General features: G+C 72.9%; 18 protein-coding genes and 1 pseudogene. 11 read left to right on the plus strand and 8 right to left on the minus strand.

The window, feature by feature from the left end:
* Nucleotides 1-113: 113 nt before the first annotated feature.
* The 3 genes from FHS34_RS33155 to FHS34_RS33165 all read left to right on the plus strand — a co-directional run bounded on the left by FHS34_RS33155 (nucleotide 114) and on the right by FHS34_RS33165 (nucleotide 3594).
* The gene (locus tag FHS34_RS33155; RefSeq protein ID WP_184972392.1) at nucleotides 114-1358 is read left to right on the plus strand and encodes a sensor histidine kinase; all 1245 of its coding nucleotides are present in this window, start codon (nucleotides 114-116) and stop codon (nucleotides 1356-1358) included.
* A gap of 68 nt (nucleotides 1359-1426) precedes the next feature.
* A complete protein-coding gene (locus FHS34_RS33160; protein WP_184972394.1) occupies nucleotides 1427-2086 on the plus strand; it encodes a response regulator transcription factor in 660 nt (219 codons plus the stop codon).
* A 53-nt stretch (nucleotides 2087-2139) separates the two neighbouring features.
* The gene (locus FHS34_RS33165) at nucleotides 2140-3594 is read left to right on the plus strand and encodes a peptidoglycan D,D-transpeptidase FtsI family protein (RefSeq protein WP_184972396.1); all 1455 of its coding nucleotides are present in this window, start codon (nucleotides 2140-2142) and stop codon (nucleotides 3592-3594) included.
* 129 nt (nucleotides 3595-3723) lie between these two features.
* Here FHS34_RS33165 and FHS34_RS33170 read toward each other — a convergent pair whose 3' ends face one another.
* From FHS34_RS33170 to FHS34_RS33195, 6 genes and pseudogenes are all read right to left on the minus strand, one after another.
* Nucleotides 3724-4521, minus strand: coding sequence for an HAD family acid phosphatase (locus tag FHS34_RS33170; protein WP_184972398.1), 798 nt, complete (start codon nucleotides 4519-4521; stop codon nucleotides 3724-3726).
* A 202-nt stretch (nucleotides 4522-4723) separates the two neighbouring features.
* Nucleotides 4724-5718 (minus strand): annotated as a pseudogene (locus FHS34_RS33175) (dihydroxy-acid dehydratase domain-containing protein); the annotation flags it as partial.
* Nucleotides 5719-5738: 20 nt separating this feature from the next.
* Complete coding sequence (locus tag FHS34_RS33180) at nucleotides 5739-6500, minus strand: MBL fold metallo-hydrolase (RefSeq protein ID WP_184972400.1); 762 nt, start codon at nucleotides 6498-6500, stop codon at nucleotides 5739-5741.
* A 143-nt stretch (nucleotides 6501-6643) separates the two neighbouring features.
* A complete protein-coding gene (locus tag FHS34_RS33185) occupies nucleotides 6644-6898 on the minus strand; it encodes a hypothetical protein (RefSeq protein WP_184972402.1) in 255 nt (84 codons plus the stop codon).
* Between the two features lie 11 nt (nucleotides 6899-6909).
* Complete coding sequence (locus FHS34_RS33190) at nucleotides 6910-7215, minus strand: antibiotic biosynthesis monooxygenase (RefSeq protein WP_184972404.1); 306 nt, start codon at nucleotides 7213-7215, stop codon at nucleotides 6910-6912.
* Between the two features lie 252 nt (nucleotides 7216-7467).
* Complete coding sequence (locus tag FHS34_RS33195) at nucleotides 7468-8049, minus strand: TIGR03086 family metal-binding protein (RefSeq protein WP_184972406.1); 582 nt, start codon at nucleotides 8047-8049, stop codon at nucleotides 7468-7470.
* 291 nt (nucleotides 8050-8340) lie between these two features.
* Between FHS34_RS33195 and FHS34_RS33200 the strand changes: the two genes are divergently transcribed.
* On the plus strand, nucleotides 8341-9564 hold the full coding sequence (locus FHS34_RS33200; RefSeq protein ID WP_184972409.1) for an MFS transporter: 1224 nt from the start codon (nucleotides 8341-8343) through the stop codon (nucleotides 9562-9564).
* On the opposite strand, the gene FHS34_RS33205 is transcribed toward FHS34_RS33200, so the two are convergent.
* Nucleotides 9501-10664, minus strand: a complete 1164-nt coding sequence (locus FHS34_RS33205; protein WP_184972411.1) for a hypothetical protein — start codon at nucleotides 10662-10664, stop codon at nucleotides 9501-9503. The two genes, FHS34_RS33200 and FHS34_RS33205, sit on opposite strands and share 64 nt — an antisense overlap.
* A gap of 34 nt (nucleotides 10665-10698) precedes the next feature.
* Entirely contained in the window at nucleotides 10699-11640 is a 942-nt protein-coding gene (locus FHS34_RS33210) for a 5-dehydro-4-deoxyglucarate dehydratase (RefSeq protein ID WP_184972413.1), read from the minus strand.
* Nucleotides 11641-11869: 229 nt separating this feature from the next.
* Between FHS34_RS33210 and FHS34_RS33215 the strand changes: the two genes are divergently transcribed.
* From FHS34_RS33215 to FHS34_RS33245, 7 genes are all read left to right on the plus strand, one after another.
* Nucleotides 11870-12679, plus strand: a complete 810-nt coding sequence (locus FHS34_RS33215; RefSeq protein WP_184972415.1) for an NAD-dependent epimerase/dehydratase family protein — start codon at nucleotides 11870-11872, stop codon at nucleotides 12677-12679.
* Nucleotides 12680-12953: 274 nt separating this feature from the next.
* Nucleotides 12954-13724: a DeoR/GlpR family DNA-binding transcription regulator gene (locus tag FHS34_RS33220; RefSeq protein WP_184972685.1), complete on the plus strand. Its 771-nt coding sequence runs from the start codon at nucleotides 12954-12956 to the stop codon at nucleotides 13722-13724.
* Between the two features lie 108 nt (nucleotides 13725-13832).
* On the plus strand, nucleotides 13833-15203 hold the full coding sequence (locus FHS34_RS33225) for an ABC transporter substrate-binding protein (protein ID WP_184972417.1): 1371 nt from the start codon (nucleotides 13833-13835) through the stop codon (nucleotides 15201-15203).
* Nucleotides 15200-16132, plus strand: a complete 933-nt coding sequence (locus tag FHS34_RS33230) for a carbohydrate ABC transporter permease (protein WP_184972419.1) — start codon at nucleotides 15200-15202, stop codon at nucleotides 16130-16132. The genes FHS34_RS33225 and FHS34_RS33230 overlap by 4 nt, the downstream gene beginning before the upstream one ends.
* Nucleotides 16129-16974 carry a carbohydrate ABC transporter permease gene (locus tag FHS34_RS33235; protein WP_184972421.1) on the plus strand — a complete coding sequence of 282 codons (846 nt, stop codon included), beginning with the start codon at nucleotides 16129-16131 and terminating at the stop codon, nucleotides 16972-16974. Before FHS34_RS33230 ends, FHS34_RS33235 begins: the two co-directional genes overlap by 4 nt.
* Nucleotides 16971-17960 carry a zinc-dependent alcohol dehydrogenase family protein gene (locus FHS34_RS33240; protein ID WP_184972424.1) on the plus strand — a complete coding sequence of 330 codons (990 nt, stop codon included), beginning with the start codon at nucleotides 16971-16973 and terminating at the stop codon, nucleotides 17958-17960. Before FHS34_RS33235 ends, FHS34_RS33240 begins: the two co-directional genes overlap by 4 nt.
* 60 nt (nucleotides 17961-18020) lie before the next feature.
* Entirely contained in the window at nucleotides 18021-19193 is a 1173-nt protein-coding gene (locus FHS34_RS33245) for a TerD family protein (protein ID WP_184972426.1), read from the plus strand.
* Nucleotides 19194-19200: the final 7 nt, after the last annotated feature.

Below are 19200 nucleotides of genomic sequence, written 5' to 3' on the forward strand. Positions count from 1 at the left end.
CCGGGCGGACCGGCGGGCGGTGAGCCGGGGCGGGGCGGGTCTCCTCCCCTCGGGGGAGGGAGATCGTCACGGGGCAGGACGCGGATCGGCCGTCCGTGCGGGAACCTTCGGCCATGACCGCCTCGACTGTGTCCCTGTTCGGCCGGCGGGCGCGGCGGCGCTGGGTGCATCTGATCCTGGGCGGTGCGCTCGCCATGCCGTACGTCTTCCTCGGCTCGGTGATCCTCGGGCCGTTCACCGGCTCCGCCGGCGTCTTCACCTCGCTGCCGCTCCAACTGGCCTCGTTCGCCATCGGGTTGCCGGTCGCGGCCGTCACCTCCCTGTTCCCGCCGACCCGCCCGCTGGAGTCCGGTGCGGTCCGCGCCCTGTGCGGGACCGACGGGGACGCCCTGGCCCACGGTCCGGCCCGGACCCGGGGCGAACGGGCGCGCACCGCCGCCTGGTTCACGCTCCACCTGGGACTCGGCGGGATCGTCTCCGGGATGTCGCTGGCCGTACCGTCGCTCGCGGTCTTCCTGATCGTCCTGCCGCCGTTCGCCTGGCTGGGCGGCACCCGGCTCGGGCTGCCCGGAGCGCTCGACGCGTGGTGGGTGCGGGCCCTCACGCCGGTCGCCGGTGTGGCCATGCTGCTGGCGCTCGCCGCCTGTGCCGCCGGCTGCGGGGCGCTGCTGGCCCGCTGGGCGCCCGTGCTGCTCGGGCCCAGCCCGCGGGACCGGCTGGCCGCCGCCGAGGCCCGCGCCGCCGACCTCGCCGTGCGCAACCGGCTCGCCCGTGAGCTGCACGACTCCGTCGGCCACGCCCTGAGCGCGGTCACCCTCCAGGCGAGCGCCGCCCGCCGGCTGCTGGACACCGACCCGGGGTTCGTCCGGGAGGCGCTCGCCGCCATCGAGGACACCACCCGCCGCACGGTCGGGGAACTCGACGCCGTCCTGGGCGTGCTGCGGGACGGCGACGCGCCCGGCACCGCTCCCGCCCCGACCCTCGCCGCCGACCTGGACGGGCTGCTGCGCCGCACCCGCGCCGCCGGGCAGCGGGTGACGGCCGTCGTCGGCACCGACCCCGCCACGCTGCCCCCGCTGGTCTCCCGTGAGGCGTACCGGATCGTGCAGGAGGGCCTCACCAACGCCCTCAAGCACGCCGGTGAACCGGTCAGCGTACGGATCGGCAGCGCCGGCGGCCGGCTGGAGATCACCGTGGAGAACCCTCTCGCCACCGCCCCGGCCCCCCGCCGTCCCGGTGGCGGCCACGGGCTGTCCGGCATCGCCGACCGGGTGCGGCTGCTGGGCGGCAGCGCGCACGCGGGGGCCGCCGGCGGACTCTGGCGGCTGCGGGTGCTCCTGCCCCTCGGCACCACGTGACCGCACCGGCACCCCGTGACCCCGGCCGCCCCGGCGGCCCTTCCGCACCCCGACCGTGAGGAACCCCCATGCCCCAGCCCGCCATCCGGATCGTCCTCGCCGACGACGAGCGCATGGTCCGCACCGCCCTGCGCGCCATCCTCGCCGCCGAGCCCGGCCTGGATGTGGTCGGCGAGGCGGCGACCGGCGCCGAGGCCGTGTCCGTGGTCCGGGAGCTGCGGCCCGACGTCGTGCTCATGGACGTCCGGATGCCCGGGACCGACGGCATCCGGGCCACCGAGCGGATCGTCGGCACGATGGCGGACCCGCCGCGGATCGTCGTCGTGACGACCTTCGAGAACGACTCCTATGTGTACGACGCCCTGCGCGCCGGCGCCGCGGGCTTCCTGCTCAAGCGGTCCGACGCCGACACCCTCGTGCAGGCGGTACGGCTGGTCGCCCGCAGCGACAGCCTGCTGTTCCCGTCGGCGGTACGGGCCCTCGCGGCCGAGCACGCCCGGGCGGACGCCCCGCCCGCGCCCTGGGTGAGCCGGCTCACCGGCCGCGAGGGCGACGTGCTGCGGCTCATGGCCGCGGGGCTGGCCAACGCGGAGATCGCCCGGCGCCTGGACGTGGGACCGGCCACGGTGAAGACGCACGTGGCGGCCGTGCTCGCGAAGACCGGCACCCGGGACCGCACCCAGGCGGTGATCGCGGCGTACCGGGGCGGCTTCCTGAACGCCGGATGAGAAAGCCGGGCGTACGGGAACGATTGCCCCCTACCGATCGTCTTCCGGGCGGGATGAACAAGACGATCAGGCGGGCGTCCGTCTTCGCGCTGCTGCTCGTGCTCGCCCTGTTGGCCAGGGCGACATGGGTGCAGTACTACGACGGCAAGGCCCTCGCAGAAGACAACCACAACCGGCGGAACGCGATCGACACGTACTCGGCGCCGCTCGGGAACATCATCGTGGCCGGGAACGCCATCACCGGTTCGGCGCGGACGAAAGGCGGCGACCTCGCCTACAAACGCACGTACAAGGACGGCAAGCTGTACGCGGCGGTGACCGGTTACGCCTCGCAGGCCTACGCGCCCACGCAGCTGGAGGGCATCTACGCGGACCTGCTCAACGGCACGGACACCCGGCTGAAGACGATGATGGACACCGTCACGGACCGGCGCGCCGACCCGGGCAACATCCTCACGACGATCGACCCGGCCGTGCAGAAGGCGGCCTACCGGGCGCTCGGCGGCAACAAGGGCGCGGCCGTGGCGATGGACCCCAAGACCGGCAGGATCCTCGCGGTCGTGTCCACCCCGTCGTACGACCCCGCCACGCTCACCGACGCGAACGAGGCCGGATCGGCCTGGAAGGCGCTCAACGCGGACAAGGACAAGCCGCTGACCAACCGCGCGCTGCGGCAACCGCTGCCGCCGGGCTCGACGTTCAAGCTGGTCGTGGCGGCGGCCGCGCTGGAGGACGGGCTGTACAAGAACGTGGACGCGCACACCGACAGCCCGGACCCCTACATCATGCCGGGCACGGTGCGCCCGCTGCCGAACGAGAGCAAGTCGGCGCCGTGCAGGAACGCCTCGATCCGGGTCGCCCTGCGGTACTCCTGCAACAACGTCTTCGGTCACATGGCCGTGGAGCTCGGGCAGGAGAAGGTGAAGGCGATGGCCGAGAAGTTCGGCTTCAACGACCAGGAGCAGGACGTTCCGGTGCGGGCGTACGCGAGCGTCTACCCCTCCGACATGGACAAGGCCCAGACCGCGCTGTCCGGCATCGGCCAGTTCGACGTCACGGCGACCCCGCTCCAGATGGCCATGGTGTCCGCTGCCATTGCCAACGGCGGCAAGCTGGTCTCGCCGCACATGGTGTCGCAGATCACCGACAGTGGCGGCGATGTGCTGGAGGACTACGACGAGAAGGCCGGCGCCGAGGAGATCATCAGCTCCACCACCGCCGAGCAGCTCCAGTCGGCGATGGAGACGGTGGTGAAGGACGGCACCGGTACGAACGCGCTGATCGACGGCGTGACCGTCGGCGGCAAGACCGGTACCGCGCAGCACGGCGAGAACAACAGCAAGACGCCGTACGCCTGGTTCACGTCCTACGGCAAGTCCGACTCCAACGGCAAGGAGGTCGCCGTGGCGGTCATGGTCGAGCAGTCGGACGCGGCCCGCTCGGAGGTCAGCGGCAACGGGCTGGCGGCGCCGGTGGCCAAGGCGATGATGCAGGCGGCGCTCAAGTAGCGCCGCTCGCTTCCTCCGCGTCCCGTCGTCGAGTGGGGCCGGTCAGGCGCCCGGCCCCCGCCACGGCACGATGCTGCCGGTGACGGGGGCCGGGTGGGAGCGGCTCTCCGGACGTCTGTCCGGACGGGCTCAGCTGACGAAGTACGTCGGGTTCGGCAGCTTGTACGTGCGGTCGGCGTGACCGCCGTCCAGGTCCGAGTACTGGTCGCCGAAGTTGGCGATGATCTCGTAGCCGAGGTCGCGCTCGATGTGCCCCCGCGTCCCGCCCTTGTACTGCACGGTCGTGCAGTTCCAGGTGCCCGGGGAGGCGCAGTCCTTCAGGTAGGCCGGCGGGTTGGCCTTGTCCTTGAGGAACATGTGGTCGGCGTCGAGGTTCACATCGGCGCCGACCTTCTTCAGGTTCTCGACCGCGCCGGCGCGCTGCGCCTCGCTCAGGCCGGAGTTGTAGAAGACCTCGACGCCCTTGGACTCGGCGTACCGCACCAGCTCCGGGCTGCCGAAGACGGCCGGGCGGTCGGCCTTGTTCACGTAGTCGCTCCACGTGGTGGAGTTGTACGTGTAGTTGTAGCGCTTCTCGTAGTCGAGGCTGAGCAGCAGCGTGTCGTCGATGTCGAAGACGACGGCCGGCTTCTCGCCCCGGTGGTGCGCCTTGCGGGCGGCCTTGTCGATGTAGCGCTTGGCGTCGGCGTCGATGCGCGCCAGGTCCTCGGCGTACGGGCTGTCCGGGGACGCCTGGTAGACGCCGTTGCCGTCGGCGGTGGTGCCGTAGTAGGTGTCGATGTCCTTCACCAGGAGACCGATGTTGTACGGCTCGTGGGTGGAGTTCGCCGTCGACTGACCGGCGGTGGCCGCGCCCGCGCCGTACAGCGCCGCACCGGCGACGACACAGGCGGCGCCGGCCGCGACCGCCTTGAGGGACTTCCGCATGGATTCTCCGGATCTGATGGTGAGAGTGATGTGCCAGCTCAGAGATTGTCTACGCGCATAACACCCGGCTCTGCGAGGGCTGTTATCCGATCGATACGCACGTCTGTTCCACTCACGCCGGAGCCTTACCCTCCGGTTTCGCCCCGTCAGCGCTCCCTCCAGGGCGTCGTCTCGACCGCACAGCGCCGTGTCATGAGCGCGGAGCCGGGGTGCGGGTCCACTCCGCCCTGCGGCGCGCCAGTTCGTCGTCCACGTCGAGCCGGAAGGTGCGCGCCCGGACGTCGAGCGTGACGGGGTCTCCGGTGCGGACGAGGGCCATCGGACCATCGACGTGGGACTCGGGCGCCACGTGCAGCACGCACGCGCCGTGACCCGTGCCGCTCATCCGGGCGTCGGAGATCCGGACCATGTCCCGCACCCCCTGCTTGAGCAGGGGGTCCGGGAGGGGAAGCATGCCGTACTCGGGCATGCCCGGTCCGCCCTTGGGACCGGCGCCCCGCAGCACCAGCACGCTGTCGGCGGTGATGCCGAGCGCCGGGTCGTCGATGGTGCGCCGCATGGTCCGGTAGTCGTCGAAGACGACGGCCGGGCCGGTGTGCCGGAGCAGACGGGGCTCGGCGGCGATGTGCTTGATGACCGCACCGTCCGGGCAGAGGTTGCCGCGCAGCACCGCCACCCCGCCCTCGCTCGCGACCGGGTTGTCCCGGGGGCGGATGACGTCGTCGTCGTGCACCCGGGCGCCCGCCAGCTGTTCCCGCAGGGTGTCGTGGGAGACCGTCGGCCGGTCCAGGTGGAGCAGGTCGGTGATCCGGGAGAGGAAGCCGGGCAGGCCGCCCGCGAAGTGGAAGTCCTCCATCAGGTACCGCTGTCCGCCGGGCCGGACGTTCGCCGGCACGGGACCGTGCGGGCGATCCGGTCGAAGTCGTCCAGCGTGAGCCGTACGCCCGCCCGGCCGGCCATGGCGATCAGATGGATCACGGCGTTGGTGGAGCCGCCGAGGCCGAGCACGGTGGTGACGGCGTCCTCGAAGGCCTCCCGGGTGAGGATGCCGGAGAGCTTCCGGTCCCGCTGGACCAGTTCGACGACGGTCAGGCCCGCCCGTGCGGCCATCCGGTCGTACCCGGAGTCCACCGCCGGGATGCTGGACGCGCCCGGCACGGTCACGCCGAGGGCCTCGGCCGCCGCGACAAAAGAACTCGGGGCCGCCGACGGGCGGTTCACACGGTCCGGATGTCACCCTCGACGGCGGCGTAGGTGGGCCGGCCGGAGATCTGCGCCGCGCGGACGGTGGCCGCCTCGCGGCTGAGCGTGGGGCCGACATGGGTGACGAGCAGCTCGCGCACCCGGGCGTCCCGGGCGATACGGCCGGCGTCCTCGGGCGTCAGATGGACCTGCCGGGGGTGTTCGCCGTCGCGATGCTCGTCGATGTCGGCCTCGCACAGGAACAGGTCGGCGCTGGAGGCGAGTTCGGTCAGCGCGGGGCAGGGTCCGCTGTCCCCCGAGTACGCCAGCACGCTGCCCTGGCACTCGGCGCGCAGCCCGTACGCCTCGGTGTCGTGGGCGACGGCACGGGCGGTCAGGCGCAGGTTCCAGTGCCGGACGTCGTGGCCGTCGTACAAGGTCCGGAAGTCGAAGACGCCCTTCAGGAACCCGACGTCCGGGCGGCCGAAGAAGCCGGCGAGGCGGGGCGCGCACTCCTGGGGCGCGTAGACGGGCACCGGCGCGGGCGGGGTCATGCCGCCGAAGGCGAACGCGTAGGCGGCGGCGAGCAGGTCGGCGCTGTGGTCGGCGTGCAGATGGGAGATCCAGATCGCGGTGAGCCGGGCGGGATCCGTGTGCCGCTGCAACGCGGCGAACGAACCGGGGCCGGCGTCCACCCACACCTCGGCGCCGCCGCCGGACACCAGGTACCCCGAGCAGGGCCGGTCCGGGCCCGGGTGCGGGGAGGCGGTACCGAGGACGGTGAGGGTGAGCGGCATAGCAGGGAGCGTACGGTGCCCGGCGGCCCGCTCCGGCTCGTTTCGGCAAGGTGGGACCGGGCCGGCGGGTTCCGGGGCGCTCCGGCTCGTTCCGGCTCTCTCCGGCGCGGTGGGACCGGGCTCGCGGGGCTGCGGGTGGCGGGTCAGGTCTCCATCACGTCGTCGCAGTCGGGGCAGACCAGGGACGCGTGCTCGGCGGGGTACCACGACGCCGGGGCGGCGTCGGAGGGTGCCGGGCCGGCCGTCTCCATGGCGAAGGTGTCCTTGCCGCACAGGGTCCGTGGTCCCGCGGCGTCGGTCCGGCCGGGGGCGGTGGGCGCCGCGTGCACCCGGCGGGGGTGAGGCCGGGCGTCGGCCGCCGGCCGGTCCAGCTCGTACACGACGACGATCCCGCTCATGTCGGCGTCGTTCACCCGCGGCCGACGCCCGGGAGGCTGAGTTCACGGCCGCGGTAGAAGCCTTCGCGTTCCTCGACGACGTACGGGGCCATGGCCGCCCGCCGTCGCGCCTCCGGCTCGGAGGAGCGCCAGGAGTCGCAGGCGTCCCGGGAATCCCAGAAGGACACCCCGGTGACCTCCTGTCCGTCCTCCGACCAGTACGCGTAGGCACGGAGCATGCCCTGCGGGGCGGGGGCCGGACGCCACGCGTTCTCGAACTCCTCCAGCCTGCCCGGCTGCAGGCGGCGCGTCGTCACCCACACGTAGTGCTCCTCCATTGCGGCTTCCTCCGTAGTTCTGGGGCCGGCCGATGCTGGTGCAGGCCAGGGGTCGAAGGCCGGTCGCGGCCCTGCTCCGGGACGACGAGGGTCCGGTCGTCCGATCATGCCCGCCCGCCGGCGACGGCGCTCGTCCGAGGACTCCGTTCAGGCGTGCTCCCGCCGGTCCCGCACCCCTGGTCCCCCTCGGGACGGGACCGGAACACGGAGCGGTGTCGGGCGCGCGGGCCCGGCGTGATCGAACGAGAGGCCCTACGGCCGCCACCCCGGGTCGCGTCCGCTCAGCCCCACGGCCCGGTCCAGCGACGACGCTCCCGGCGGGACGGGCACGACGGGGCCGAAGAGGCCGTTGCCGCGGTCCGGGTCGTCGGCCGCGGCCAGCAGGAAACCGTGCGCCGAGGCCAGGGCGGCCGGATCGGGGGTGTAGTCCTGGCCGGTGGCGCGGGCCAGGTCCCAGCCGTGGATCACCAGTTCGTCGGCGACGACCGCACCGGCCACCGCGCCCGGCAGGTCCACCCCGCCGGCGCGGGTGTCACCGGTCCAGGCGGCCGGCTCGCGCCAGGCGGCGGCCAGCTCCTCCAGCGCCTCGGGCAGCCGCTCGCGCCAGCCGGGACCGAGTTCCCAGGCCGCGGAGTCCGGGCTGGTGTCGGTCGTCGCGCCGAGGTCCTTGCGGGCGGCGTCCCGGAAGGCCACGGACAGGCCCAGCAGGTGGGCCAGCAGGTTGTGCACCGCGCAGTCCGGGCACGGTGTGGCGGCCGTCAGCTGCTCCTGGGTGACGGCCTCGGCGAGCCGGGCCACGACGGCGGTCTGCGGGCCGAGGTCCACGAGGGTCATGACTCATTCCTCCAGCGGTGTGCCTACCCGTACGAAGGACTGACCGGCCGGCTCCCGCGAACTCATCGGTGCCGCCCGCCGCACGCGCCGCGGACGGCCGTCCCGGGCACCACCGCGGGGACTCCACCGCCCCCCGCCGGTGCCGTGGCGCCACCGTCGCACCGACCTGGCACGCCCTGTCGCCGCCCCGCCCCGGCCTAGGGCGCCTTTTCTCCGCCGCCCTGCCCGGTGCCGGAAACCGGGCATCCTCCCGATCCGCGCGCCCCTGCCTTAGACACACGATGACCAGCCATGACGACTTCCCTGACCGTGCTGCGGGACCGCAATGCGGGGCTGTACCTCACGGGTGTGGTGGTGTCCGCGTTCGGCACCACCTCGCTGTCGCTGGCCGTGGGCGTGTGGGTCAAGGACCTGACCGGGTCCGACAGCCTGCCCGCCCTGTGCATGCTCGCCGCGTGGGCGCCCACCTTCGCCGGCCCGCCGCTGGGCACGATCGCCGACCGCGTGCGCCGCAGGCCCCTGCTCATCGCCCTGAACCTGGGGCTCGCCGCCGCGCTCGCGACGCTCTTCACCGTCCGCTCGCCGGACGGGCTGTGGCTGCTGTTCACCGTTCTGCTCCTGTACGGCACCGTCGGCGTCGTCGCCGAGGCCGCGGAGTCCGCCCTGGTCACCGCGGCCGTCCCGGGCCGGCTTCTGGGCGACTTCAACGGGCTGCGGATGACCGCCGCGGAGGGCACGAAGCTCGTCGCCCCGCTGGCCGGCGCGGCGCTGTACGCGGCCTTCGGCGGGCCGGCCGTGGCCTGTCTGGACGCGGTCACCTTCGTGCTCGCCGCCGGGCTGTGCGCGCTGCTGCGGGTGCACGAGGAGCGGCCCGTCCGGTCCGGCGCCGGCTGGTCGAAGGAGACCGCCGAGGGCGTCCGGCACCTGTGGGGCGACCCCGAGCTGCGCACGCTGGTCCGGGCGGGCGGTACGACGATGCTGTTGACCGCGCTGAGCAGCACGACGACGTACGCCGTCGTGGACCGCCTCGGCCACTCCCCCGCCTGGACGGGTGTGCTGTACGCCGCCCAGGGCGCCGGTTCGGTGACGGCCGGGCTGGTCTCGGGGGCCGCGCTGCGGCGGCTCGGCGGGCGCCGGTTCGCGGCGGCGGGGACGGCGCTGACGGCGTGCGCGGTCGCCGCGCGGGCGCTGCCCTGCGACGCCGTCGTGCTCGCCTCCGCCGCCGGGATCGGCCTGGGCCTGCCCTGTGTGCTCGTCGCGGCGTTCACCGCCGTCCAGCGGCGGACGCCCGGCCCGCTGCTGGGCCGCGCCACGGCCACCGCGAACACCCTCGTGTTCACGCCCAACATCGTCGGGCTGGGCGCGGGCGCCGGGCTGGTCGAACTGGCCTCCCCCGCGCTGCTGTTGCCGCTGTACGGCTGCGGGCTGCTGGTGACGGCCGCCGCGCTCGCTCAGCGCGCGGACAGCGCCTCCCGCACCGCCACCAGGTCCCCGTCCGACGCCAACCCGGCGTGATACAGCCGCAGTTCCGTCGCGCCTTGGGCACGCGCGCGTGCCGCGTCCGCCGCGAGCGTGCCGGGGCTGCCGCCCATGCCCGTGACGACGGTGAGGTTGGCGGCCAGCACCGTCCCCTCCCGCGCGTGCCCGGCGAAGGGCGCCAGCAGGGCCGTACCGCCCGTGCAGGGGACCACCACGCCATCGGCCACGGACAGGATGCGGGCGGGGTCGACGCCAGCGTTGGCGCCGCAGTGGTAGGAGACGGGGTCGGCGTGCAGCAGGACACGGAAACCGGCGGGCGCGGCGGCGCGGACGGCGGCGACGGCCTCCTCCTGGAGGGTGCGGGCGGTGCTGTCGCGCCACGCGCGCGTGGCGGCCGCCGTCTCATCGCCGAGCAGTTTCACGGCCGTCGGCCAGCCCTCGTCACCGGCCGTGCCCCGCCACAGCGGCTCCAGCGCCTCCCGCACCGCCGCCGCGAGGGCGTCCGCGTCCAGGCCCCGGTCGCCGTAGCCGGCCCGGCAGGACGGGCAGAAGCACAGGGACATCAGGTACTGGCCGGCGTCACCGAGGCCCACGCCGGCCGTCTTGTCGTGGGCGTGCAGGTGCTGCAGCCCGTACCAGCCGAGGGACTCCAGTTCGGTGCCGTGCGCGCCGGGGCGTACCGCGGCCTCGGCGGCCAGGTCGACCAGGTACGCGCGCGTGGCGGGCTGGGCGATGCAGGGCGCCCATGGGTAGCGGTCGCCGTAGGCGTTGACGACCGAGGTGTCGGGGTGTTCGGCGCCCAGCCGGGAGTTGTGGGCGAGGACGACCCAGGTGTGCACCTCCAGGCCGGCCGCGGCGAGGGCCTCGGCCGCCTCGCCGTAGGCGTTGCCGGGTGCCCAGCGGCCGGCCGGATAGGGGCGCAGGCCGCGGCCCGCCCAGCGGTCGCCCGGCGGGTAGAGGACGGCCGCGTACTCGGCGGTGACGATGCGGTGCCGGGGGTGGCGGGGGGTCAGCGCGCGGGTGGAGTGGTAGGCGGCGGCGAGGGTGACCTGACCGACGCCGAGTCCGGCGATGCGCGCGGGGGCCGCGGGGTCCCCGTTGACGTCCCAGGGGTAGACGAACGCCGATGCCTTCACGTGTCGTCCCCGTCCAGCGCCGTGGCGTGCTCGCTCACGCGTCCTCCTCCAGCAGGGCGTGGCCCCGCTCGATCAGCTGGGCCAGTTGTCTGACGTGCTCCTCCGCAGGCTCGTGCAGCGGGGGCCGGACCTCGCCTACGTCCAGTCCGCGCAGCCGTACGCCCGCCTTGACGAGGGAGACGGCGTAGCCGTGGCCCTGGGAGCGCAGCTCGACGAACGGGAGGTAGAAGCCGTCCAGGAGGCGCCGCAGGGCCGCCCGGTCGCCCGCGGTCAGGACCCGGTGGTAGGCGAGGGCGATCTCGGGGGCGAAGCAGAAGACGGCCGAGGAGTACAGGGTGACGCCGAGGGCGTGGTAGGCGAGCTGGGTCTGCTCGGCGGTGGGCAGTCCGTTGAAGTACAGGAAGTCGCCCGGGACCCCGGTGCGCACGGCGCTCACGATCCGCTGCATCAGGCCGAGGTCGCCGAGGCCGTCCTTGAGCCCGGTGATCCCCTCGGTGCGGGCGAGCTCCACCACCGTCCGCGGGGTGAAGACGGCGTTGTCGCGCTGGTAGACGATGACCGGCAGCGCGGTGGCCGCGGCGATCTCGCGGTAGTGCCGCAGCAGGCCCTCCTGGCCGGCGTGCACGAGGTACGGCGGCATCGCGAGGAGGCCGTCGGCGCCCGCGTCCGCGGCGAGGCGGGCGTAGCGGACGGCGAGCGCGGTGCCGTAACCGGCGCCCGCGACGACCGGGACGCGGCCCCCGGCCGCCTCGACGGCCACCCGGACGCAGGCCTCGAACTCCTCGGGCAGCAGCGCGTGGAACTCCCCCGTGCCGCAGCAGGCGAAGACGGCGGCGGCACCGGCCTCGACGCCCTGGCGCACATGGGTGCGGTAGACGTCCGGGTCGAGCGAGCCGCCGGGGCCGTAGGCCGTCACGGGGAAGAAGAGCGGCCCGCTCGGCTCGCGGAGCCGGGCGGCGAGAGGGGCTGGCGTCACAGGCGCTCCCTGTCGGTGCATGCTTCTGATCGGCGTCTATATTTCTGAACGACTTCACGCTACGGGCCGGTATCGGAGCGGGTCAAGCGGACGAACGAGCAACACACCAGCGGATTTACCCCGGTCGGCGCACACTTGACGGGGCCCGTCACCGCTTCTAGCGTGTCCACGAATGTGAATGCTGTCCACGCATACGGCCGCTGGCTAGAGCACACAAGGAGATCGAAGGATGCCCGCTCCCCGCACCGTCCTGCTCACCGGCGCCGCCGGCGGGCTCGGCACCCTGATGCGGTCCCTGCTGCCGGAGTACGGCTACACGCTGCGCCTGTTCGACGTCCGTCCGGTCGAGGGCGAACCGGACGCGATCACCGCGGACCTCGCCGACCGGGACGCGCTGCGCGAGGCCGTCCGGGGCGTGGACGCGGTCCTGCACCTCGCGGGCATCTCCCTGGAAGCGCCCTTCGAGAAGATCCTGAGGTCGAACGTCGAGGGCACCTACCACCTGTACGAGGCCGCCCGCCAGGAGGGTGTGCCGCGGATCGTCTTCGCCTCCTCCAACCACGCGGTCGGCTTCACCCCCGCCCCGCGCGCGGGCGAGCCGCTCATCCCCGTCGACACCCCGCGCCGGCCGGACACCTTCTACGGCCTGTCGAAGTCCTTCGGCGAGGACCTGGCCCAGCTGTACTGGGACAAGCACGGCCTGGAGACCGTCTCCGTACGCATCGGCTCCTGCTTCCCCGAGCCCACCAGCGTCCGCATGCTCTCGGTGTGGATGAGCCCGGCCGACGGCGCCCGCCTCTTCCACGCGGCCCTGACCGCCGAGGAGGTCGGCCACACGGTCGTCTACGGCTCCTCCGCCAACACCCGCCTGTGGTGGGACCTGACCAGCGCGCGGGCGCTCGGCTACGAGCCGCGCGACGACTCCGAGCCGTACGCCGGGAAACTCGTCGCCGAGCAGGGCGAGCTGGACCCGGAGAACCCGGCCCACAGCCACCTGGGCGGGCACTTCGTGAACGACCCGCCGATCTGGCCGCACTGACCCTTCCGGCGGCCTCCGGCGGCCGGAAGGGAAACCCCCACGCGTACGGGCGGGCACCGATCGGGCCCGGCCGCCGTCATGTCCGGGCATCCGCCGTGCCCGATCACACTCCCTCCCGGACAGCCGCGCAGGTCCGCGCCGGGCACGGCCCCCGCGGAACGGGCACAAGCGGGCACTACCGGGCACCCGGCAGGCCTGGCCAGCGTCGCGCACCGACGGTAGAACTTCCTCCATGAGCCCGAACGGGCAGTTCCACAGGGAAGTGGGTGACGACATGAGCATGTGGACCACGGAGGAACGCCGACGCGAGATCGTGCGGGCCGCGCGCGCCACCGGCTCGGTGGACGTCACCGCACTCGCCGCCGAACTGGGCGTGGCCAAGGAGACCATCCGGCGCGACCTGCGCGCTCTGGAGGACCACGGCCTGGTCCGCCGCACCCATGGCGGCGCCTATCCGGTGGAGAGCGCCGGCTTCGAGACGACGCTCGCCTTCCGCGCCACCAGCCATGTGCCGGAGAAGCGCCGGATCGCCGCCGCGGCGGCCGACCTGCTGGGGGACGCCGAGACGGTCTTCGTCGACGAGGGCTTCACCCCGCAGCTCATCGCCGAGGCGCTGCCGAAGGACCGGCCGCTGACCGTGGTCACCGCGTCCCTGCCGGTCGCGGGCACCCTCGCGGAGTCCGACCGGATCTCCGTGCTGCTGCTCGGCGGCCGGGTCCGCCCGGGCACCCTGGCCGCCGTCGACCACTGGACCACGAAGATGCTGGCCGGCTTCGTGATCGACCTCGCCTACATCGGGGCCAACGGCATCTCCCGCGAGTACGGCCTGACCACCCCCGACCCGGCGGTGAGCGAGGTCAAGGCACAGGCCGTCCGGGCAGCGCGCCGTACGGTCTTCGCCGGCGTGCACACCAAATTCGGCGCGGTCAGCTTCTGCCGCTTCGCGGAGATCGGCGCGCTGGAGGCGATCGTGACCAGCACCCTCCTGCCGGCCGCCGAGGCCCACCGCTACTCCCTGCTGGGCCCCCAGGTCATCCGGGTCTGACCGGCCCGGCCCCCTCCGCCGCCCCCACCCTCAGGGCACCCCGGCCCCAAAAGCCCATTATGTCCACATGTCTCCCTATTCATGCCCTCATACCTCCAGGAGCGATCCATGCGCACCCCGAGCCGACGGAGGCCGCGAGCCACGCTCGCCGCGGCCGCCGCAGGGACGCTGCTCGCCCCGCTGCTCTCCGGCTGCTGGGCCGGTGCGGGCGGGACCGGTTCCGGCGGCGACGCCATCAACGTCCTGATGGTCAACAACCCGCAGATGACCGAGTTGCAGAAGCTGACCGCCGCGCACTTCACCAAGGAGACCGGCATCAAGGTCAACTTCACGGTCCTGCCCGAGAACGACGTCCGCGACAAGATCAGCCAGGACTTCGCCAACCAGGCCGGCCAGTACGACGTGGCCACGCTGTCCAACTACGAGATACCGATCTACGCCCGCAACGGCTGGCTGCACGAGATGAACCCGTACGTCGCGAAGGACCCGGCCTACGACGAGCAGGACGTCCTCCAGCCGATGCGCGAGTCCCTGACCGGCGACGACGGCAAGCTCTACGGCCAGCCCTTCTACGGCGAGTCGTCCTTCCTGATGTACCGCAAGGACGTGTTCGCTGCGAAGGGCCTGACCATGCCGGCCCACCCCACCTGGCGGCAGGTGGCCGACCTCGCGGCGAAGGCGGACGGCGCCCGGCCCGGCATGCGGGGCATCTGCCTGCGCGGACTGCCCGGCTGGGGCGAGGTGATGGCACCGCTGACCACCGTCGTGAACACCTTCGGGGGCACCTGGTTCGACAAGGACTGGAAGGCCCGGCTCGACTCCCCCGCCTTCCGCGAGGCGACGGAGTTCTATGTCGGCCTCGTCCGCGAGCACGGCGAATCCGGCGCCGCCCAGTCGGGTTTCGCCGAGTGCCTGAACAACATGACCCAGGGCAAGGTCGCCATGTGGTACGACGCGACCTCCGCGGCCGGCCTGCTGGAGGCGGACGACTCACCGGTCAAGGGCAAGCTCGGCTACGCCCCCGCGCCCGTGGAACGGACCAGGTCCTCGGGCTGGCTGTACACCTGGGCCTGGGGCATCCAGCAGGCCTCCCGCAATCCGGACAAGGCCTGGAAGTTCGTCTCCTGGGCGTCGGGCAAGGGCTACGAACGGCTCGTCGGCGAGACCAGCGGCTGGTCCGACGTGCCGGCGGGCAAGCGGGCGTCGACGTACACCAACGCCGCCTACCGCGCGTCCGCCGCCGCCTTCCAGGAGATGACCCGGGAGGCCATCGAGAACAGCCGCCCGAACGACCCCGGCGTACAGCCGCGCCCCGCGCCCGGCATCCAGTTCGTCGGCATCCCCGAGTTCACCGACCTCGGCACCAAGGTCTCCCAGGAGATCAGTTCCGCCATCGCCGGACGGCAGTCCACGGACTCGGCCCTGAAGAAGTCGCAGGCGCTCGCCGAGCGCATCTCCGAGGAGTACGAGGGACGATGACCGCGACGACACCCTGCGCGGCGACACCGGCACGCGCCACACGTCGGCCCCCGGCCCGGCTGCGCGCCTGGGCCACCCGGGCCCCCCTCCTGCCCGCCCTCGTCTTCATGATCGTCGTGACCCAGCTGCCGTTCGTCGCCACGCTGGTGATCTCCTTCTTCGACTGGAACGCCCTCTACCCGAAGGCCCGCCACTTCACCGGCCTCGACAACTACCGCCAGGTCCTGACCGACGCGGACCTGCGCCATTCGGTGTGGACGACCGTGCTGCTGACGGTGACGGTGGTGCTCGTCAGCCTGGTCCTCGGCCTGGCGCTGGCGCTCCTGCTGAACCACAGGTTCCGCGGCCGGGGCGTCGTCCGCACCCTGCTGATCGCCCCCTTCCTGGTGGTCCCGGTGGCCGCCGCCCTGCTCTGGAAGCACGTCCTCTACAACCCCGAGTACGGCCTGCTCAACGGCCTGTTGCACTACGTCGGCGGCCCGCAGCCCGACTGGATCTCCCGTATGCCGCTGCTGGCGGTCGAGGCCTCCCTGGTGTGGCAGTGGACGCCGTTCATGATGCTGATCCTGCTGGCCGGTCTGCAGAGCCGTGACCCCGAGCAGATCGAGGCCGCGCGGGTGGACGGCGCGAACGACTGGCAGGTCTTCCGCCATCTGACGCTCCCGCACCTGCGCCGCTACCTGGAACTCGGCGCCCTGCTGGGCTCGATCTACATCGTCCAGAACTTCGACGCCGTCTTCACGATCACCTCCGGCGGGCTGGGCACCGCCAACCTCCCCTACACCGTCTACCAGAGCTTCTACCAGGCCCACGAGAACGGCCTCGCCTCGGCCGCCGGCGTCCTGGTGGTCATCGGCTCCATCGTCATCGCGACCTTCGCCCTGCGCGTGGTGTCGTCCCTGTTCCGCGAGGAGGCGTCCCGCGCATGAGCGACATCGCCCTGAGGGTCAGAAGGCACCGGGGCCTGGGCTTCGGCCTGGTGGCCTGGCTGGCCGGCATCGTCTTCTTCCTGCCCATCGCCTGGATGGCGCTGACGTCCTTCCACTCCGAGGCGGACGCGGCGGCCAATCCGCCGTCCTTCGGCGCCTCCCTCACCCTGGACGGCTACCGTGAGTTCTTCGGCAGCGGCGGCGGGGCGAGCCCCTGGCCCGCGCTGATCAACTCGACGGTCGCCTCGCTGGTCTCGACGCTGTGCGTCCTCCTCCTCGCCCTGCCGGCGGCGTACGCGCTGTCGATCCGCCGGGTGCGGAAGTGGACGGACGTCCTGTTCTTCTTCCTGTCCACGAAGATGCTGCCGGTCGTGGCCGGCCTGCTGCCCATCTACCTGTTCGCGAAGAACACCGGGATGCTCGACAACATCTGGCTCCTGGTCGTCCTCTACACCTCCATGAACCTGCCGATCGCGGTGTGGATGATGCAGTCCTTCCTCGCCGAGGTCCCGGTCGCGGTGATCGAGGCGGCGCAGATCGACGGCGCCCGGCTGCCGACGATCCTCGCGCGCGTGGTGGCCCCGATCGCCCTGCCCGGCATCGCCGCCACCGCCCTGATCTGCTTCATCTTCAGCTGGAACGAGCTGCTCTTCGCCCGGGTCCTGACGGGTGTGGTCGCCGAGACCGCCCCCGTCTTCCTGACCGGCTTCATCACCAGCCAGGGCCTGTTCCTGGCCAAGGTGTGCGCCGCGTCGCTCGTCATCTCCCTGCCGGTGCTCGCCGCGGGGTTCGCCGCCCAGGACAAGCTGGTCCAGGGCCTGTCGTTGGGAGCCGTGAAATGAAGGCCGCCGTCATCGAGTCCGTGGGCCGGGCCGTCGTCACCGAGGTCCCCGACCCGACGCCAGGGCCCCGCGAGGTCGTCGTCGAGGTCGCCGCCTGCGGCCTGTGCGGGACGGACCTGCACATCCTCCAGGGCGAGTTCGCGCCCAAGCTGCCGATCGTCCCCGGCCACGAGTTCGCGGGCGAGGTGGTCGGAGTCGGCACGCAGGTCACCGAGGTGGCGGTCGGCGACCGGGTGGCCGTCGACCCCTCGCTCTACTGCTACGAGTGCCGGTACTGCCGCACCGGACATAACAACCTGTGCGAGCGGTGGGCCGCGATCGGCGTGACGACGGCGGGCGGGGCCGCGCGGTACGCCCTCGCCCCGGTGGCGAACTGCGTGAAGCTGCCCGAGCACGTGCGCACCGAGGACGCGGCCCTGGTGGAGCCGCTGTCCTGCGCGGTGCGCGGCTATGACGTCCTGCAGTCCCGCCTCGGCGCGCACGTGCTCATCTACGGCTCCGGGACCATGGGCCTGATGATGCTGGAACTGGCCAAGCGGACCGGAGCGGCGAGCGTGGACGTGGTCGACGTGAACCCGGCCCGCCTGGAGACGGCGCGGCGCCTCGGCGTGTCCGGCTCGGCGGCGAGCGCGGACGAGCTGGACCGGCCGCGGGGCTGGGACGTCGTGGTGGACGCGACCGGCAACGCGGCGGCGATCCAGGACGGCCTGGACCGGGTGGCGAAGGCGGGCACGTTCCTGCAGTTCGGGGTGGCCGACTACGCGGCCCGGGTGACGATCGACCCGTACCGGATCTACAACCAGGAGATCACGATCACCGGTTCGATGGCCGTGCTGCACAGCTTCGAGCGCGCGGCGGAACTGTTCGCGAACGGTGTCCTGGACCCCGAGGTGTTCATCAGCGACCGGATCCCGCTGGAGCGGTACCCGCAGGCGCTGGAGCAGTTCGCGGCGGGGGTGGGGCGGAAGATCGTGGTGGTGCCGTAAGCCGTTCGGCCGGTAAGGGAACGGTAAAGGGGTGTCGTTCGTTCACCCGGCATGACAGCTATGACCCCTGGCTCGAACATCCCTCTCTCGGCCGCGCGCGTGACGGTGGACGTCTCCGCCCCGGTGCGGCTCGACGTGTCGGGCCTGCTGCTCACCGGCGACGGCAAGGTGCGTTCCGACGACGACTTCATCTTCTACAACCAGCCCACGGGCCCGGGTGTGACGTACCGCTCCGGCGGCGGCACCGCCCCCGACGCGGTCACGGTCGACACCGCCGCCGTGCCGCCGGACATCGAGAAGATCGTCGTCACGGCCAGCCCGGACGCCGCAGGGCAGACCTTCCAGGGCATCGAGCCGACCGCCACGATCCGGGACGCGGACGGCGGTGCCGTGCTGGGGTCGTTCACCCCGCCGCAGCTCGGCACCGAGACCGCGCTGGTGGTCGTGGAGATCTACCGCAGGGGCGGCCAGTGGAAGGCGCGGGCCGTCGGCCAGGGGTACGCCAACGGGCTCGCGGGCATCGCGACCGACTTCGGTGTGACGGTGGAGGAGCCGGCCGCCGCCCCGGCCGCCCCCGCGGCCCCGCCGCAGCCGGCCGCCGCCCCGCCGCGGCCGAGCGCGCCGCCGCAGCCGGCCGCGCCGGCGCCGGGGGCCGGGAAGATCAACCTGGACAAGGGCCGGGTCAGCCTGCAGAAGAACCAGACGGTGTCCCTGGTCAAGGGCGGCCGGCCGCTGCTGTCCCAGGTGCGGATGGGCCTCGGCTGGGAGCCGGCCTTCCGCGGCAAGGACATCGACCTGGACGCCTCGGTCATCGCCTACGGACCGCAGCGCAACCACATCGACAGCTGCTACTTCGGCAAGCTGACGATCCTGAACGGCGCGGTCAAGCACTCCGGCGACAACCTGACCGGCGAGGGCGGCGGCGACGACGAGGTGATCGTGGTCGACCTCGGCCGCCTCCCCCAGGACGTCACCGGGCTGGTCTTCACGGTCAACTCCTTCTCCGGCCAGAAGTTCACGGAGGTCGCCAAGGCGTACTGCCGCCTGGTCGACGCGGCCACGGACGAGGAACTGGTCCGCTTCGACCTCACCGGCGCGCAGCCCCAGACGGGCGTCATGATGGCCAAGCTCGTCCGCCAGTTCTCCGGCGAGTGGGACATGACGGCGGTGGGCGAGTTCGTGAAGGCGCGGACGGTACGGAACATGGTGGAGCCGGGGGCGAGGGCGCTGTAGGACCGAC

The sequence above is a fragment of the Streptomyces echinatus genome (assembly GCF_014203595.1).
GTDB classification, from domain to species: domain Bacteria; phylum Actinomycetota; class Actinomycetes; order Streptomycetales; family Streptomycetaceae; genus Streptomyces; species Streptomyces echinatus.

Excerpts from the sequence above, each read along its gene's own strand:
- FHS34_RS33190 (WP_184972404.1), bottom strand. The coding sequence starts at position 7,215 with ATGGAGGAGCACTACGTGTGGGTGACGACGCGCCGCCTGCAGCCGGGC.
- FHS34_RS33215 (WP_184972415.1), top strand. The coding sequence starts at position 11,870 with ATGCCCGCTCCCCGCACCGTCCTGCTCACCGGCGCCGCCGGCGGGCTC.
- FHS34_RS33170 (WP_184972398.1), bottom strand. The coding sequence starts at position 4,521 with ATGCGGAAGTCCCTCAAGGCGGTCGCGGCCGGCGCCGCCTGTGTCGTC.
- FHS34_RS33160 (WP_184972394.1), top strand. The coding sequence starts at position 1,427 with ATGCCCCAGCCCGCCATCCGGATCGTCCTCGCCGACGACGAGCGCATG.
- FHS34_RS33185 (WP_184972402.1), bottom strand. The coding sequence starts at position 6,898 with ATGAGCGGGATCGTCGTCGTGTACGAGCTGGACCGGCCGGCGGCCGAC.
- FHS34_RS33155 (WP_184972392.1), top strand. The coding sequence starts at position 114 with ATGACCGCCTCGACTGTGTCCCTGTTCGGCCGGCGGGCGCGGCGGCGC.
- FHS34_RS33240 (WP_184972424.1), top strand. The coding sequence starts at position 16,971 with ATGAAGGCCGCCGTCATCGAGTCCGTGGGCCGGGCCGTCGTCACCGAG.
- FHS34_RS33180 (WP_184972400.1), bottom strand. The coding sequence starts at position 6,500 with ATGCCGCTCACCCTCACCGTCCTCGGTACCGCCTCCCCGCACCCGGGC.
- FHS34_RS33220 (WP_184972685.1), top strand. The coding sequence starts at position 12,954 with ATGAGCATGTGGACCACGGAGGAACGCCGACGCGAGATCGTGCGGGCC.
- FHS34_RS33235 (WP_184972421.1), top strand. The coding sequence starts at position 16,129 with ATGAGCGACATCGCCCTGAGGGTCAGAAGGCACCGGGGCCTGGGCTTC.
- FHS34_RS33195 (WP_184972406.1), bottom strand. The coding sequence starts at position 8,049 with ATGACCCTCGTGGACCTCGGCCCGCAGACCGCCGTCGTGGCCCGGCTC.
- FHS34_RS33225 (WP_184972417.1), top strand. The coding sequence starts at position 13,833 with ATGCGCACCCCGAGCCGACGGAGGCCGCGAGCCACGCTCGCCGCGGCC.
- FHS34_RS33165 (WP_184972396.1), top strand. The coding sequence starts at position 2,140 with ATGAACAAGACGATCAGGCGGGCGTCCGTCTTCGCGCTGCTGCTCGTG.
- FHS34_RS33230 (WP_184972419.1), top strand. The coding sequence starts at position 15,200 with ATGACCGCGACGACACCCTGCGCGGCGACACCGGCACGCGCCACACGT.
- FHS34_RS33200 (WP_184972409.1), top strand. The coding sequence starts at position 8,341 with ATGACGACTTCCCTGACCGTGCTGCGGGACCGCAATGCGGGGCTGTAC.
- FHS34_RS33245 (WP_184972426.1), top strand. The coding sequence starts at position 18,021 with ATGACCCCTGGCTCGAACATCCCTCTCTCGGCCGCGCGCGTGACGGTG.